Origin of the sequence: Levilactobacillus zymae (assembly GCF_032190635.1) — a bacterium.
Classification (GTDB): Bacteria; Bacillota; Bacilli; order Lactobacillales; family Lactobacillaceae; genus Levilactobacillus; species Levilactobacillus zymae_A.
The window spans coordinates 17086-33565 of record NZ_JAVLAS010000001.1 but is presented as its reverse complement, the minus strand read 5'-3'; the positions used below and the strand labels follow the sequence as shown (position 1 = coordinate 33565).

The following is a 16480-nucleotide window of genomic DNA, read 5'->3' as shown; positions in this document are numbered from 1 at the left end:
TCGTAATCGTGAACTCGATTACGACGTATTTGTTAGTTCGTTAAAAATCCCTGTTGCTGCAATGCCGCCAGAATCCCGGCCCGTTGCTGCGGATCGCGACTCAGTTCGGTGGCGAGGTGGTGAGTAAAGGTCTCTTCCCGTTGGTTGGTGGTTCGCTGTTGGTAATAATGCGCCAATAAGGCATCGTAGGCCACTACCTGCGGATCGGTAGCCGTGATGGGCCGGTAGGTGTTCTCGAAATGCATGAGTTCCTGGGGGAGGCGTGGTTTGTGTTCCGGGTGTTCAGCCGGATGCCCGATGGCCAGCCCCAGGATCGGGAAGGTCAGTTCTGGCAGGTCAAAGAGCTGAATCAAGCGGGGGACATCGTTCAGAATACTGCCCATAATGGTGCTGCCCAGCCCCAGGCTTTCGCCCGCCGTGACCACGGCTTCCGTAGCGATCGTGGCGTCGAAAATACCGGCGAGTAGCTTGTCCGTGCTGTGAAGATTGGCCGTCGTCGTGGCGGTTTGCGGGACCAAATTCTGGTTGCGGGATTGATCCACCAGAAAAATGAAGTAGTGCCCGGCACTTTCCAACCAGTGGTGGCCGGTAATTTCACCTAGCACGGCTAATTTCGCGGGATCGGTGACGCTTAAAATACTGTATTGTTGAGAAAACGTGCTGGTGGGCGCGTGTTGGGCGGCCGTGACCAACGTGGTGATTTCTTCGGGGGTCAGCTTTTCGGCGGTGAACCGGCGAATACTGCGGTGTGCCAATAACGTGGCTAAAGTAGGGTTAGTCATTGCTGAGCACTTCTTTCATCCGGGTAACCATGGCTTGGTAGACCCGTTTTTCGTCGGCCGGGACGCCGCGTAATTCGTAGTTGGCGATAAATGGGGCGTCGAATTGCTTAGCGTAGCGCCTGGCGGTCAGACAGTACTGCTCGTTAAAGTTCCGGTTGCCACTCCCCACGACGCCGATCAAGTGCTGAGCGTTATCCTGGAAGGCGATGTACTCGCCGAGAACGTTGGTCATCAGTTCCTTGACGCCGTTGTCGATGCCGTTGCCACCGTTTAAGTAGGTCGGCACGAAACAAAAGTACGGGGTCGTTTCGGCCGAAAAATCGCTGGCGTCACTGATCTCGGTGGCCTCGATGGTCGGTAGCGTTGTGTCCGCAGCGTGCTGGGCCTGCGCGTAGTCCGTCAGGTGTTCCACGAAGTTGCGGGTGTTGCCCTCGATTGAAATGAATAAAATCCGTAGTGGTTGCATGTGCATTCCTCCGCTCGTTAGGTTAGTTCCAGTGTACTCGGATTCGGGAGAAAATGCGCGCCGGATTTTGCCCCGACTTGTCAGCAAGCACGGACTATGCTATCCTGTAAGCATTCTAAGAAAGAACGAGGTATTTCCGCCGATGCGCAACTAAGTAGACTCGATTGTTAGACTCCTGTGTCACCCGTCAAGGGGCGCAGTGGGTTCTCAATGGAGACTGCTGGTTCCGTCGGCTGGGGTACGTTAAACCACCAGTGGACGCCGTTTTCGTCAGGAAAACGCGGTCACTTTTTTTGTGTCCGCATAAGTTAACCCGCAGTCGCCACGCACTTAAAGGGGGACGACTTTTTGACACAACTTTATTTAAATGACATCACCAAAACCGTGGCGGGCCAATCGCTCTTCACCACCACCCAACTGACCGCGCAGACCGGCGACCGGGTGGGCATCGTCGGCGCTAACGGGGCGGGCAAGACCACTCTGGCTAAGATTATCGCCGGGACCGACCGGGACTTTACCGGCCAACGACAGGTCACCGCACCCGTGATCCGGGTCGCTCAGATTGCGCCGACGCAGGGCCAGTCTGGCGGCCAAAGCATGTTGACGCGGGTCCGCCGGGCACTCGCGCAACGGCCCGAGATCCTGATTCTCGACGAACCGTCCGCGAATCTAGACGATAATCACCAGGCCTGGTTAAGTCAGGCCCTCGGCCATTTCGACGGCCTACTCCTCTTGATTTCCCACGACCGCGACCTGTTGCAGCGGGTCGCCACCAAGCTCTGGGTGGTTGATCAAGGGACCTTTACCCAGTATAACGGGACGTTTGCGGCCAAGCAGCAACGGGACGCCAACGATCTGACCCAGTACCAGAACCAGCAAAATGAACGCCGTAAGCTCCAATTAGCGGCCCAAAAGAAGCGCGAAAAGGCTCACCGGGTGCGCAAGGGCAACCGGCGGATGAGCGCCGCGGAACGCTCGAATTCCCGGACCCTGCGTGAGCAAAATGCCGGCCGCCTGGAACGCAACGCCCACGACCTAGCCGCCCGGGCGGATCAGCAGGTGACCACCGCCAAGCCGCACACCAGCGCGGGCATCAAGTTGGTGGCCACCGACCTGCCACCGGTGACGGGCAAGTACCTGGTCAACATCAACGACTTGACCTTGAAGCGGGGCAAACACCAACTGCTGACTAAGGCCTCGTTGCGGATTCGGCCCGGCGAACGGGTGGCCCTGACCGGTCCAAACGGGAGCGGCAAGTCGACGTTATTGGACGCTTTATTGGCCCACCACGCGTAGACCCACCTGGCGGCCAGTGCACGGATCGGCTATTTCTACCAGGACATGACCGCCTTACCCGCCAATCAGACCGTGTGGCAGGTGATGCAAAAAGCAACCACGCTGGATGCCGATCGGACCCGCCAGATCATGGGGGCCTTTGGTTTAGACGCCAAGTTTTACGACCGGTTGGTGGGCGATCTGAGTGGTGGCGAGCAGGTGAAGCTCCAACTGCTGAGCATCTTAGTCAGCGCTAGCAATTTATTGCTGCTCGACGAACCCACCAACTACCTGGACCTCCCGGCACTACAGGCCTTGGCCGACTATCTGGTGGGGTACCCGGGCACCGTGCTGTTCGTGGCCCATGACCAGACCTTCCGGCAGCAGGTGGCGACCCGTACGGTCCAATTGACCGACCAGCAGTTAATCGATCCGCGACAAACGGCGCAGGGCGTTCCGGCCAGCGACCTCCCGCGGTTGCGCTTTGAATACGACCGCTTGATGCTGGATCCGACCGCCGATACCACCCAACTCCGTGAATTGCGGGAAAAAATCGTCGCTGCCCAGCGTGAAAACGGTTAATCTTAATTTTTTACCAAAAAACACTTACGAGGAAAAATTTTTTCTGGTAGAGTAATCCATTGTGTTGAAATGAAAGTGAGTGTGAAAAACCAATGGATACCGTACAAAATAACCAAGCAGCCAAAACTGCCCGGGTCCCAGTGGCCCATCCCATGCTAGCCATGATGGGCATGCTGATTGGGGGCTTCGTCGGGATGTTCAGTGAAACGTCACTGAACATTGCTTTACCACAATTGATGGTGCAACTAAACGTCTCGACGGCAACGGTGCAATGGTTGGTCACCGGCTACATGCTGATGATTGGAATTGTATTACCGTTATCGAGTTTAATTAGCAAGTGGTTCACCACCCGGCAGATTATTTTATTTGCCCTGGTGGACTTCGCCGTGGGAGCCGCCATTTCGGCGTCGGCACCTGGCTTTGGTGTCTTACTCTTAGGCCGAATGATTCAAGGGATTGCCACCGGGCTGATCCTGCCGCTGATGTTTACCGTCGCGATGCAGATTTTCCCGCCCTATAAGTTAGGGGCCGCCATGGGAATGGTGGGGTTAGTTATCATGTTTGCCCCCGCCGTCGGACCGACGCTGGCCGGTCTAGTCTTAGGATTAGCGTCCTGGCGTTGGATCTTCTGGCTGTTTATTCCGTTCTTAGTGATTGCCTTTCTGTTTGCCGTCACTTCGTTGAAAAATATTGCACCGGTCACCCGACCGAAAATCGACTTCCTGTCCATTCTCTTATCGATGGTGGGCTTTGGGAGTTTAGTGGTTGGGGTTAGCCTGGCCAGTGATTACGGTTGGGGCTCGGCCGTCGTTCTGGGCAGCCTGATCGTCGGGATTCTGGTATTGGCCTGGTACACCCACCGGCAACTGACCATGGACCATCCCATCTTGAACCTGCGGGCCTTCGCCATTCCCGGTTTCCGGGTCGGCGCGAGCCTGGTAATGATCAACTTTGGGATTATCCTGTCCGCAATGTACCTGTTACCCATGTACATTCAAAAGGGCTTGCTGGTCCCAGTGGCCTTGACCGGGATCATCATGTTCCCCGGTGGCCTGATGAACGCCATCGTCTCCGCCATTTCCGGCCGGTTGTATGACCAGATTGGTCCCCGCAAGCCAGCGATGCTGGGCTTTGTCATCTCGATTGTTGGGGCTTTGATGTTGGCGTTGACCACCACCCACAGTGCCGTGTGGTACGTCATCTTGGCCCACGTGATCTTGATGATCGGGGCACCGTTAGCGATGTCGCCATCACAAACGCACGGGTTAAACGCGTTGACCGGCCCAATCGCCGCCGACGGGAGTGCCATTATGAACACCTTACAACAGGTGGTCGGGGCCATCTCAACGGCGATTGCTACCAGCCTGTTAGGGATTGGTCAAGCCGCGTACTTTGCGAACGGCGCGCACCAAGCTGCCGGGGCCTTCACCAATGGGGCCCATTACGGTTTCTACTTTACGTTAGTCTTAGCCGTGGCTGGTTTCTTACTGGCCTTGCGGTTACCTAAACACGCGAAGTAAGGTTATTCAGTCATGAACTAGGGGCGTCACCACTAAGCTGAGCTTTAGTGATGATGCCCCTTTTGTGTAGGGATTAGCTAGTCTTGAAGACGAGCTAAGTTGATGGTTTTATACGGTTAGTCTATTAGACCGACTAACCTAGCCGGAACGTCGCCTTCGATTAGGTCGTTAAACTGATGAATGAGTAAGTCGTCTAATCAACCTCCCAATACGTCTGTTCAACAAATAATAGTTCATGGTATACTCTTCAAAGAGCTAGGGGGAGAATAGCATGGACTTAGGACAACAGATTCGCGTCGCCCGTAAGCGACGAAACATGACACAGGCTTATTTGGCACAACGACTGGGTGTCCAGCCGATGGTCATCGACAGATGGGAAGGCGCAATTTGTAACCCGGCGCCCGCTCAACTGAAAGAGTTAGGGGAAATTTTAGCCACACCGTTAAGTCTGAGCAATCGAGTTGACGCTAATCGGGGGATGGCGTCGACGCCACAACGATTCTGGCTTAAACGGGTCATGGCTTGGTACCGGCAACGCCATGCGGTATCCAAATAAAAATCGTCCCACCCAACTTGACGGTTGAGCGGGACGATTTTTGAGTTTAATGCGTGTCGTCGGCATCTAAGACGGGTTGTTGTGGTTGCACGGGGTTAACCGTGACCTCGAACCAATTAATGAAGGAGTTTTCGTAATCCAACACCTTGAGATCGAAGTTCTCCAAATGAATCACGTCGTTGATCTTGACGTCGGGGTAATTATCGATAATATAACCGGCTAACGTAACGGTATCGGTGGATTCGAAGTCCTTGATGTCCACGGCAAAGTACCGTTCGAAGTCGTAGGTGGTCATCTTCCCATTAACCTGGAAAGTGCCGTTGGGTTGCTTAAAGATGTACTGGTCGTTGGCGTCGTCGATCTCATCGCGGACCGTCCCGAAGAGTTCTTCGTAAATGTCCTTGTCGGTGATGATCCCAGACGTACCCCCGTATTCGTCGACTACGACCACGATTGGCGTCTGGTGCTTGATCATTTGTTGCAACACCTGCGTGATCGGCGTGGTTTCGGGCGTGGTGGTGATGTCGCGCAGTAACTTATCAATCTTAATGGACGAATCCACTTGTTGTTGGCGAATCAAATCATAATTGTAAACGTAACCGAGGATCTTATCCTTGTCGTTATCGGCCACGACCGGCAGGCGGCTGAACCGTTCCTGCAGGTACATGGTCAGGGCTTCCTTCACCGTAGCGGTGATGTCGATGACCGTCAACTGCGTTCGGTCGATCATGATGTCCTTAGCGACCTTATCGTTTAATTCGAAGGCCCGTTGCATGTACACTAAATCGTTCTTTTCCAGTTCTCCGCCTTCCACGGCACTGCGGGAAAGGCTCAGAATTTCGGCTTGGGAGAAGACCTCGTCGCTTTCATTGGCAACCTTTAGGCCCATCAGCTTGACCACACCGGTTGCACTGGAGTTCAACAACCAGACGAACGGGTAGAAGATCACGTGGCAGTAGTGTAGCGGCGTGACCACCAGCATCAAGACTTTCATCGGCATATCGATGGAAATGTTCTTCGGCACAATTTCGGTGAAGACCACTTCTAAGTACGTCAATAACAGGACCCCGATGATGGCACTCACCGTGTGCGCAGTGGCGCCCGTGATGTGCATGGGGGCAATCCCCGCCAACAGAATATCGACGAAGAAGGTTTCCCCAATCCACCCCAGGATGATTCCGGCTAGGGAAACCCCCACCTGAGTCGTTGACAAATATTCATTTAAGTTCGTGACCATTTTCATGGCCCGGTTTAACTTAGTCGAAGGCTTGTCGCGTTCGTCAATTTTTTCCTGTAACGCACTAGGGCGCGTCTGGACTAAAGCGAACTCACAAGCCACAAAGAAAGCTGCAAAGAAGAAAGTTACTAAAATAATCCCTAAATTCACAACTATCTGACCACTATCCACACATCATTCCTCATTTCAATTATTCTATCTTTCCATTATAACGCGTCTACGCGTCATTTTGTAGATATCAGATTGTCCCAAATTCTACGCCCTTGGGGGCCTGAACGCAACCGAACACGGTGATTATTCGGGGGAATTCCGAAATTGGCTATCAACGAGTCAGTGAAATCGCTTAACTGATTGAAAAATCGCGGTTGCGGCTGTAACCCAGGTTAGGTCGGCGAGGGGTTTAACCGAGACGGGAGACTAGCCATTAAATGCATAAGTTATTGACCGGTTAATCCAACAAATAATGGGTGTGACGGCTTAACGTTTACGCCAAAAAGGACTAGACTGAATTTAGAAACGTTAAAGGAGATTTTGGATTATGGCAGATACACCAAAGAAAGACAAAGCAGAAGAACCGAAAATTGACATTCCCGCAGAGGATGTTAAGAAAGCGGCTGCACTGATCTTAAAACCGGGGTATGTGACGAAACACGATCTACCAAAGATGGTAGAGTTGCCTTGGGCAACCGCATTAGCGGATGCAGTGACGCAGCACTTCTTAAACGATGACGACGATCACGATCCGTACGTCTACTTCGAACAATTCGACTACGCCGGCGGGGACATTGACTCCATCATCTTTAATATGGATGTCATCCCAACCCGAGAAAAGGCGTTGGAAATCTTAGGTCATGAAGTTGGCGAAAAGTTAGTCACGCCACCCGATCACGTGGAATCATTCAAGGGTTAAACTTAAAGTAATTCGAGGCGTCCTTGCGGGGATGCCTTTTTTGTTGCCGCACCGAATCAAAAGAGCTTACCTCCGCCCGGAATACTGGGCTAAGGTAAGCTCTTTTAAAATTAAGCGGTTTAGTCGTCTAAGTCAGCGACCACCGTGGCCTTGTCGAGCGGAATGTTGCGTAAGGCCAGTGCGTTGTACGCTGCTTGCGTCATCTGCACTTCCTGCATGTACGGAATATCGTTGGTCAAGATCCCCAGTAGGTTACCGCGGACCTCGCCTTGTTCGTCGATCGGGTCTTCGGACAGCCGCAAAATGTTGTGCGACTTGGCGTAGCGCAGTGCCATCATTTCCATCCCCATGTAGCAGACCGTGACCTGGTCTTGGACCGTCAGCAACTTGGCCACCTGTTGGCAGATGAATTCGTTCAAGTTGTCGTAGTGTTCCAGGACGTCTTGGGTGTTGGGGTCTTCAATGGTGATGTAGTTGAGGACGTCTTCGTAGTAGTAATACCGGATGACGGGTTGGCCCTTGAGGTTCAAAAAGTCGAATTCCTGGGGCTTGCCTTGGTCGTATAACAGCTGGGTGTACTGCCGGCCGTCGGTAGCGTACTCCTCGATCATATCGTTAGAGCCGTCCGGGTTGAAGTAGTCGATTTCCTTGACCGCCCGGTTGGTGTTCGGGTAGAGCTTCATCTGACCGATGGGCGCGCCGTCGTATTCAAGCGCCAGGTACCCGTCGGCGTTCATCAAGATGTTGGTGCCGTCCGGAACCGGGGCCCGGTTGAAGAAGAGGTAGTCATCGGGGTTGTAAGCGGTCCGCTTGGTGATGTAGTCGTACAGGTTAACGCTGTGCTTGATGCCTTCCTGCTTCATCGTACCCGCAAAGTTAGGGGCCGATCCGATGGAGAGTAGGTGCAACTTCTCCGCCTGTAAGAGTTTCTTTTCCTGTTGCCAAACGTCCATGTTGGTGTGGACACCATTAACTAATTCATAGCGCATCGACTAACTTCCTCCAATCTTCCGCGATCACGTGATCTTGGTAACGTTCAATCTTCTTAGCCGTGTTGGCCCGTAAGGTACCGTAATCGGCGGCCATCAGCTTCTGTAAGGCCTGGTGGAGCTGTTCGACGCTGTAGTCAGCATCCTCACGGTTAAAGTCAGCCAGGAAGCCGGTCTGACCGTCATCGACCAGGTCTTGGGCCCCAAAGCGCGCGTTAAACGTGACAATGGGGAGCCCGGCGTTCATGGCTTCGATGTAGGTCAAGCCGAAGCCTTCGGAGTAGGACCCGGAGACGTAGGCATCAAGCTTGGGGTATTCCTGGTCCAGTGTGGCCGATTGTCCCCGCATGGTGATGTAGTCGCCGGCCTTGCCGTCTTCGATCGCCTGCTTGATGCGTTTTTCTTCCTCGCCGGCCCCGAAGATGTCCAGTGTCAGGTTTACACCGTCTTCATCATGGAGCTTGACCAGCGCCTTGACGATGAAGTCCACGTGCTTTTCGATGGCCAGACGGGAGGCCGTGACGAACTTGATGGGATCACCTGGGCGGTGTTGCAGGTCGATTTGCGGGTTATCGCGAACCCCACCCACGGGGATGGTCACAATCTGATCAGCCCGCTGGGGGAAGTCGAGGAGCATGTCTTGACGCTGCTGTTCCGTGGAGACCACGACCTTGTCGACCTGGTCGAGGTGGGTCAGCATGTACTCGTTGTAGTTGTTGAACAACGGATAACGAGGGTCCTTACGGTTGTTGAGTTGGTCGGCGTGAATCACGTCGACGATCTTCAACTTATCGGAGTGCCGGCTGAACAGGGCCACTTCGGGATCGGTCCCCCGGTCGATCATGTAAATGTTCTTCTGGTTATAGGCCAGGTTCAACCGATCGAAGAAGTACCGAATCAGTTGCATCCCGTTAGAGAAGAAGAGGTGCTCGCCACCGGCTTGATGGTACAGGTGGATATTACGCAGGATGACCTTCCGGTGAGGGTCGTCGTAGAACAGGAATTTGGCCATCTTCTGGCCGGTGTTCATGTTGAAGATTTCGACGTGGTTGGAGCCCACTAATAAGAGGTTGGTCTTCTTGTGGATGTCGGGGTGCTTGATCATGTGGTCGACCACGTGGAGCCCACTTTCCGTGTAAGTATCCCGTTTCCGGTGTGTGTTGGTCGAGTCAATCACCAACTTGGTGCTATGTTTGTAAGCCTTTTGGACGCCGTGGAAGAGGTAGTCTTCGCCTAACGTGAAGTACTCCCACATGTTGATGACCTGGTCGTTGGCAAGGCCCCACCGGCGCATCGGGGCCTGTAGGTCTCGGTTGAGTCGGTAGAACAGGTATTTATAGGGGAGGCCGGCCTGTTGTAAGACCTGCGCTCTGTAGAATTCGGCGTGTTCGACGCCGGAGTTCCCCATGCCGATAGTTCCGTTCACAAAAAATATCATTGCTGATCCTCCTGAAATGATCGTGATTGCCAGTAACGCTGCTTAACTCGCCAGGCCGAGACCCCGGCGGTAACGGGATCGGTGGGGGGCTGGTGCGCTAAGAAGGTGTGACGTTCTTGAACGATTTTTTTGAGCCAATTTTCATCCCGGAGTTGCCGGGGAGTAACGAACACGGTGAGATTGTTGCAGCCGGGCGAGATGACCACCGGTTTGGTGGCTCCCTCGCGGACTTCTAGGGCCACGTGGGCGGCTTGAGCGTCAGGCATGAGGGCCTGAACGGTGCCGGCGAATTGGTCGACGGTCAGGGTGTACTGCTCGTGGGTGGCGCTGTCCATCAAGAGGAGCGAGCGAAAGATGACGCGTTCATGATGGGTGTTGACCAGTTCGAGCGTGTAGTCGATGGCATTTTCCGGCATCTCGAAGCTCCCCGAGGTGCCGTCGATGATGGTCGACGTGATCTCGGCGCCTTCGGGATCGAAGAACTTTAACCGCAAGTAGACGCCCCCACCGGTGACCGTGATGTTTCCTTGTAAATAATAGGTCATCTCCGGTTGCAGGATGGGGAGCTCGGCGGTCAGGTGCTCTAGGCCGTAATTGCGGTGCGAGCGCCAATCGTGAATGACTTCGCCGGGCGGCATTAGTGGCGCCCGGTACGTCACCACGTGTTCGGGGGTCACGCTGACCTGACAGCCGTATTCGTAGGTGCTATGCAGGTGCCGGGGCCAGAGTAAGAGGTAAGCCAGACTCATGAGGGCACCACCTCCTCGTCGGCGAAGTGCCGGTCGTATTCCGAAGCCAAAATCATCCGGAATTGTTTAACGAACCAGGCGTTGATGGCCGGGGTGTTGTCGTTGTGTCGCCCTAAGACGCCCTTATGCAAGAAGCGCACGTGGGGAAACTGATCGGTGACCCAGTCGAAGAGCTCCGGGAAGGTTGTGTTATCGAAGTCGTCTTGATACATGTGGGCCACGGCGAAGGTGGTGTGGTGAAAGTCGCCCTGTTTGAAACGGTGCCAGACCCGTTGATTGAGCTGTTGAGCCGTTTCGGCGGTCACATCGCCGGTGTGGGATAAGAGGAGGTCAAATGACGGCTGGAAGTCCTGAGTCCGCTTGATCCGGCCGTTGGTGGCCATGGTCCCTAAGTTGATTAGGGGCTTACCGGCGATGATGGCCCGTGGTTTTAAGAGGGCCCCGTAGTAAAAGGTGGCGACGGTCCCTTCTGAGATGCCGGAGAGGACCAAGTCGTCGGGCGCAAAGCCCAGGCGCTTAAGGGTGGTTTGAATCACGGTGACAAATTGCTGTTCGAAGGCGTCACTGCCCACGTAGAAGCCCCCCCCGTTCAACCGGGGATCGCTGACGAGCAAGAAGGGGGCCCCGAAGCGCTCCATCATGAAGTTTCCTTCGAAGTGATCGGACATATTGAACCCGCTGAAGTACACGTTGAGGGGCGGCCGCATGTCGCCGGCATCGAAGTAAGAATAGAAGTTTTCGTTGAGGCTGCCGGGCACGTGATGGAATTGACCGCCGGGGAAAAGACTGCCGAAGCGTTCGCGCCCCCGGGAGATGTGGACTAAGCCAATATCGAGTTGTCCCTGGCCCATGGCTAAGACGCTCAGGGTGTAGTAATAGTCGATATCCCCCAAATGTAACGTCTTACCGGTCGGGTAATCGGCGGGGTTAAACGTCAGGGTGTGGATCGGTTGGTCGGTCGTCTGATTGATTAGCGTCAGCTGGTAGCGGACCAAGACGTCGTCGCTGGCCTGACATTCGGGTTGGAAGGTCAGGTCCCGGTTGCGGCCCGCGTAACCCTGAGTTTCCCACACCACGACGGGTTGGAAGGCCTGACCGAAGTTACCGGTGAGCTGTAGGTGGTAGCGACCAAACCGGTGGACGGTCCCTTCGAAGGTCCCCAGGACCCGTAGACTGCCATGATCGAGCTTAAACGAATCCTGACCGGGGAACCAGTCCCGGTTAATGGTGTTGGTCAAGGTAGCGGGATCGTTCATGTTAACGGCAAAAGCTCCCTTGAGCTCAAAGAGGGCTTGGACCTCGGGGCTCAGCTCGGCGGCATCATCGTAGAGAATGTGATTGGCGGGGAGTAGCTTTAAAAGATCTAAATTACGCCAAGTGGTGCCATCGTCGAGTGGCAGTAAGAATAACGCGTTGCGCCAGAACGGTAGGAGATAACCGGCTGGCGTCCGCAGGGTGTTCGGCATCCGGCGATCCTGTTCACGGTCGGGGAAGTAGCACCATTGGTAGTCCGCGGCGAGGGCCGCCGGTTGGACGACCGGTTGGCCCCCGAGTTGCACGACGGGCATCTTACGACTGTTTGCCATGAGCGATAACCTCCTTCCAATAAGCGAGTAGCTTGGGTTCGGCCAAACTTTCCAACGAAGCAATGCTGGCCACCAAGCTTTCGTTCCAGTGCGTTAAGGTTTTTAAGTAATAATCCAAGGCCGGTCCCAGCTTCCGCAACTGGGCGATGATCAGCCCGTTTTGGTGGTCGTGAACGTACCCGGTAGTCGTGGCGTTGATTTGCGGGATCCCGGCACTGATGGCCGCAATCTGAAGCTGCAAATCCGGCATGGCCCCCAGGTCGACTAAGACGCGTGCACCGCCCAAGACCCGTTGACGCTGTTGGTCGTTGAGCCGGTAAAGGACTTGGATGCGTAAGAGTTGATCGAGTACCGTTAGAACCTCATCGGGCAATTGTTCTCGGTCCACGGCTTGCTTTTGTTGTAACTGATTCAGCAATCCCTGTAACAGTTGGGCGGTCGGCGAATCCAGCGGAATCCCGGCCTGTGAGAGCACTTGCTGCTGTAAACGGGTCGTCATTTTTTGAATGGCGGCCTGCGAGGTCACCACGGCGGTGAGGTAATGGTGTTCGTCTTGGACCAGCCAGGCAATGATCTGCTGGGCGACCACGGTCTGAGCGGTGGTCGTCAGGTGGTTAACGGCCCACACCACCGTGGTCTCGGGCAACTCCGTACTGTTCCCCAGCGCAAACGTGGTTGCGTAGGGTGAAACGGCTTCGATCGGCGTGCCCAGGTCGGCGTTGACGTCCTTGAACTTGGTAATCATCTGCGTGGTGGGAACGATCACCCGTTCCACGGCGCCCAAGAGGTCTTCGGGCAAGGTCGGGGCCAGCTGCGTGGAGAGCAGGTAGGCCAACCGGTGCCGTTGTGCTAATTGGGTCAGAATCGTGGCGGTCCCGGGGTTAGCGTCACTGATAAGGAGATCGGAGCGCTGGGCCAGGTGGGCCTGGGTGCGTTCGGTAATCAGCTCGTCGAGGGACTCGTAGCGCTGCTGGATACTGCCGTCTGCAGCGAGTAGTTGAATGTGATTATCGGCTAGTCGGCGCATGACGGGGTGGGTGTCCGGGGCGAACCAGAGGGTGGCCAACCGGCGGCCCCGGTCATTATACACGGTTTGTGTCGAGCAGAAGCCGCGGTCGTCGTACACCCTGACGGTTCGTTGGCCGTTGGTATCGGTGGTTTCGACCCAGCTGACAAAGCCGGCGGGGTGAAAGTGAACTTCACCGTAGAGGCGACCGGCTCGCTGGAGGAGTACCGTGTCGCTGAGGTAGACGAACTGAGTATCGAGTGGCAGCGCCAGGTCTTCTAAGCCTAACGGGAGGCCGCCTTCCTGGTGGACCTGTTGCAGGTCGTCAAAGACGTTCCACCAGGACAACGAGGTGAGCTGGTTGGTTTTTAACTGGTAACGTAACCACGGTAACGGTTGCAAAAGTAGGAGCTCGACGGGGACTTGGTTGTCGATGAAGAGTCGGGCTAATTTAACGACTGGTGTATCGGCCAGCCTGAGCGCGTCGCGAGACCACGCCGGAATAATCACAGTCATCGTGACACCTCCTGAATGATGACTTAAATAGGGAGTCTAACTTAGTGGCGATCGAAGTTACGGGTACGTCACGTCGATGGAACCGTCTGGCTTGAACTCGAACTCGGATAATAAGAGGTTGCGCACGGCATCGCGGGCGAAGTCTTGCTTCATCTCACCGAAGGCCTTGCGTCCGTCCTTGAGATATTCCAGCAACGGATCGTGTTGGGCCGTGCTCCGGTTCGTGGCAATCTGCCGTAATTGTTGGAGCATATCGACCTGGTCGATCCAGGCGTTATCGAGTGATTTCAACAGACACATCCGTTCAAAGTAGATTTGTTGGTCGTCGTTGATGTCCGCAAACTTCTGCGTCAAGTGGTCGACCATTAATTTCTGAAGAAACGGACCGGTCTCCTTGGGCCGATCGGCGTGCCAATCTTGATCGATCACGTCGGCCACCACCAGATGATTATCAATGGTGTTTAAGACGTAGTCGGCGAGCTCACTGCGCGTGGCACGGGGATGCTTCTGGGTAAAGGCCTTCGCCGCCATACGAAAGACGCTCGCAAGTAACGGCGTGAGGTCCTTTTTGGTCATAATTTCCTGACGCGTGGCGTAGATGGTATCCCGTTGAACCCGCATGATTTCGGAATACTGCAGGGTTTGGTTCCGGGCCTGCCGGTCATCTTTTTCGGCGTTGTGTTGCGCCTGGGTAATCAGGTGCTTGAAGCGGTGCCGGGTGAGGAAGGGCTTACGAACGGGCTTAGCGGGGCGGCCCGCAGATTGCTTACGCTTCGCGTCGTCCAGTCGGCGCCGGTACCGCCGCAGCCACTTGGGCCCGTGCTCCAGGAGAATGGTATCTTCGATGGAGACCAGGAAGACACTTTCGCCGGGGGCCCCCTGTCGACCGGTCCGGCCCCGTAATTGATTGTCGACTCGTGCGGAATTCATCCGTTCGGTCCCGATGACCAGGAGACCACCGAGCGCCTTGACGCCCTTGCCCAGCTTAATGTCGGTCCCCCGACCGGCCATGGAAGTGGCGACGGTCACGGCACCGGGTTGTCCGGCCTCCTTGACGATCATGGCTTCCTTGGCCACACTCCGCGCGTTCAGCAGGTTATGTGGGATTTCTTCTCGCAGGAGGATCCGTGAGAAGAGGTTGGACAACGACACGGACCCGGTCTCGATTAACACGGGCCGGCCCACCGCATAGGCTTGCTTGACCATCTGCACGGCACTTTCCAGCTTCTGGTCGGTGGTCATGAAGAGTTGGTCGGGCAAGTCGATTCGTTGCGACGGTTTATTGGTCGGAATAGGCACGACCGACAGCCGGTAGGTTTCTTGCAACTCGGCCGCGTCGGTCATCGCCGTCCCGGTCATCCCGCTCAGGTGACTGAACATCCGAAAGAGGTTCTGGAAGGTGATGGACGCCATGGTCCGTGTCTGGTTGGACACGGGCATCTGTTCCTTGGCTTCCAACGCCTGGTGGAGACCGGCTTCGAGCTTCATCCCGGCTAATTTACGGCCGTTCGAAAGGTCCAACAAAGAAACCCCGTCCTCGTCGACCACGTAATCCCGGTCGCGGGTGAGGGTTTGGTGGGCCTTTAACGCCAAGACTAAGTGCCGGTACAGTGTCCGGTGTGGAGCGGTCAGTAGATCGCTTAAGCCCAGGTATTCCTCCATATGAGTGATACCTTTGGGCGTGAACCAGACCTTCTTGTGATCGTTACTGCGTTCGAAGTCGATGTTTTGCCGTAACAGGCAGATCACCTGGTCGGCGATGCCGAAGAGGTTGGACCGGACCCGGGGAGCCCCGGAAATGATCAGCGGCATTTGTGCCGAATCCAGTAACACTGCGTCGATTTCGTCGAGTAAGGCAAAGTGGAAGCCCTGGAGGAAGCGTTCACTGGCGGTACCGGCTAAATTATCCATTAAATAGTCGAAGCCTAGCGTTGAGTTGGTGGTGTAAACGATGTCGGCCTGATAAATCTCCTTGAGATTGCGGTCGTGAGGATCGCCACCGGCCGGCGCAACGCCGGGAACGGCGGTGAGACCCAGCCAACGGTAGACCCGGCCCATCTTCTCCGCGTCCCGGTAAGCCAGGTATTCATTGGCGGTGACTAGAAAATTCCCGCTCCCCGTCAAGCCGTTAAGGTACATGGGCATGGTCGCGGTCAGGGTCTTTCCTTCACCGGTTTTCATTTCGGCAACGTTGCCGTCTTGCATGACTAGGGCCCCTAAGACCTGCACATCGAACGGAAACATGCCCAATACGCGTTGATCGGCTTCGCGCACCACGGCGTAGGCAGCAATCTTCAGGGAGTCGAGGGACTTCCCCTGAGCTAATTGTTGCCGGAAGAGCGTGGTTTGGGCTTTCAAGTTGTCGTCGGACATGGCCCGATACTTGGGGGCCAACGCAGTGACGGCCCGCATCTGTCTGACGTATCTCTCAGGTGTTCGGTTATGTGAGAATGGCATCCTAATCATTTCTTTCCATCCGAATCAATAAGATTCTTCTGATTTAGCGGTAATCGGTAATTCCAATTATAGCATGTTGTGGAATGGATATAGGGGAAAATGTTATTGAAATGGGCCTTTTTCCGTGAAGCCCCGTGGGAGTGGGGCTCAGCCGGTTCGACCACCCCGGTCACGGGGCGGAAATTCTGTTATTTTCGGTGCTAATTTTCGGTAGTGCTTAGTGGCACCATTTTAGAACTCCCCTATGAACGGGTTGCGGGGGCATCCACTAAATTAGCGAACGGTTCGGATCACTGGTCATTACCATTTAGTTTTTGTTTGACCTTTGTTTGATAAAATATTGGCCATTGGCGAGTCGATTGCGTTATCTTTAACCACATAGCCGTGTATCTAGTGGGATTAGGCTTGATA

At 55.0% G+C, this 16480-nt stretch carries 14 protein-coding genes; 5 read left to right on the top strand and 9 right to left on the bottom strand.

Going from position 1 to position 16480, the window contains the following annotated elements; translation table 11 throughout:
* Positions 1-32 precede the first annotated feature (32 nt).
* Together RI501_RS00085 and nrdI are read right to left on the bottom strand one after the other, a co-directional pair.
* Positions 33-782: an NADPH-dependent oxidoreductase gene (locus tag RI501_RS00085; protein ID WP_313819778.1), complete on the bottom strand. Its 750-nt coding sequence runs from the start codon at positions 780-782 to the stop codon at positions 33-35.
* Positions 775-1248, bottom strand: a complete 474-nt coding sequence (gene nrdI, locus RI501_RS00080) for a class Ib ribonucleoside-diphosphate reductase assembly flavoprotein NrdI (RefSeq protein ID WP_313819777.1) — start codon at positions 1246-1248, stop codon at positions 775-777. Before nrdI ends, RI501_RS00085 begins: the two co-directional genes overlap by 8 nt.
* A 348-nt stretch (positions 1249-1596) precedes the next feature.
* On the opposite strand from nrdI, the gene RI501_RS00075 reads away from it, so the two are divergent.
* The 4 genes from RI501_RS00075 to RI501_RS00060 all read left to right on the top strand — a co-directional run bounded on the left by RI501_RS00075 (position 1597) and on the right by RI501_RS00060 (position 5181).
* Positions 1597-2544 (top strand): ATP-binding cassette domain-containing protein, encoded by a 948-nt coding sequence (locus tag RI501_RS00075; protein WP_313819776.1) that lies wholly within the window; start codon positions 1597-1599, stop codon positions 2542-2544.
* A 6-nt stretch (positions 2545-2550) separates the two neighbouring features.
* A complete protein-coding gene (locus RI501_RS00070) occupies positions 2551-3105 on the top strand; it encodes an ATP-binding cassette domain-containing protein (RefSeq protein WP_313823088.1) in 555 nt (184 codons plus the stop codon).
* Positions 3106-3197: 92 nt separating this feature from the next.
* Positions 3198-4625 (top strand): DHA2 family efflux MFS transporter permease subunit, encoded by a 1428-nt coding sequence (locus tag RI501_RS00065; protein WP_313819775.1) that lies wholly within the window; start codon positions 3198-3200, stop codon positions 4623-4625.
* Positions 4626-4896: 271 nt separating this feature from the next.
* Positions 4897-5181 carry a helix-turn-helix domain-containing protein gene (locus tag RI501_RS00060; RefSeq protein WP_313819774.1) on the top strand — a complete coding sequence of 95 codons (285 nt, stop codon included), beginning with the start codon at positions 4897-4899 and terminating at the stop codon, positions 5179-5181.
* Between the two features lie 46 nt (positions 5182-5227).
* On the opposite strand, the gene RI501_RS00055 is transcribed toward RI501_RS00060, so the two are convergent.
* A complete protein-coding gene (locus tag RI501_RS00055) occupies positions 5228-6589 on the bottom strand; it encodes a hemolysin family protein (protein ID WP_313819773.1) in 1362 nt (453 codons plus the stop codon).
* A gap of 367 nt (positions 6590-6956) precedes the next feature.
* Here RI501_RS00055 and RI501_RS00050 point away from each other — a divergent pair, with 367 nt between their 5' ends.
* Complete coding sequence (locus tag RI501_RS00050; protein WP_313819772.1) at positions 6957-7328, top strand: hypothetical protein; 372 nt, start codon at positions 6957-6959, stop codon at positions 7326-7328.
* Positions 7329-7447: 119 nt separating this feature from the next.
* Here RI501_RS00050 and RI501_RS00045 read toward each other — a convergent pair whose 3' ends face one another.
* The 6 genes from RI501_RS00045 to secA2 are packed head-to-tail and all read right to left on the bottom strand — an operon-like array spanning position 7448 to position 16069.
* On the bottom strand, positions 7448-8317 hold the full coding sequence (locus RI501_RS00045) for a hypothetical protein (RefSeq protein ID WP_313819771.1): 870 nt from the start codon (positions 8315-8317) through the stop codon (positions 7448-7450).
* Positions 8307-9755: a glycosyltransferase gene (locus RI501_RS00040; RefSeq protein ID WP_313819770.1), complete on the bottom strand. Its 1449-nt coding sequence runs from the start codon at positions 9753-9755 to the stop codon at positions 8307-8309. Before RI501_RS00040 ends, RI501_RS00045 begins: the two co-directional genes overlap by 11 nt.
* On the bottom strand, positions 9752-10504 hold the full coding sequence (asp3, locus tag RI501_RS00035; RefSeq protein ID WP_313819769.1) for an accessory Sec system protein Asp3: 753 nt from the start codon (positions 10502-10504) through the stop codon (positions 9752-9754). The genes RI501_RS00040 and asp3 overlap by 4 nt, the downstream gene beginning before the upstream one ends.
* On the bottom strand, positions 10501-12090 hold the full coding sequence (gene asp2 / locus RI501_RS00030) for an accessory Sec system protein Asp2 (protein ID WP_313819768.1): 1590 nt from the start codon (positions 12088-12090) through the stop codon (positions 10501-10503). Before asp2 ends, asp3 begins: the two co-directional genes overlap by 4 nt.
* Entirely contained in the window at positions 12074-13612 is a 1539-nt protein-coding gene (gene asp1, locus RI501_RS00025; protein WP_313819767.1) for an accessory Sec system protein Asp1, read from the bottom strand. The genes asp2 and asp1 overlap by 17 nt, the downstream gene beginning before the upstream one ends.
* A gap of 57 nt (positions 13613-13669) precedes the next feature.
* On the bottom strand, positions 13670-16069 hold the full coding sequence (secA2, locus tag RI501_RS00020; protein ID WP_313819766.1) for an accessory Sec system translocase SecA2: 2400 nt from the start codon (positions 16067-16069) through the stop codon (positions 13670-13672).
* Positions 16070-16480 lie beyond the last annotated feature (411 nt).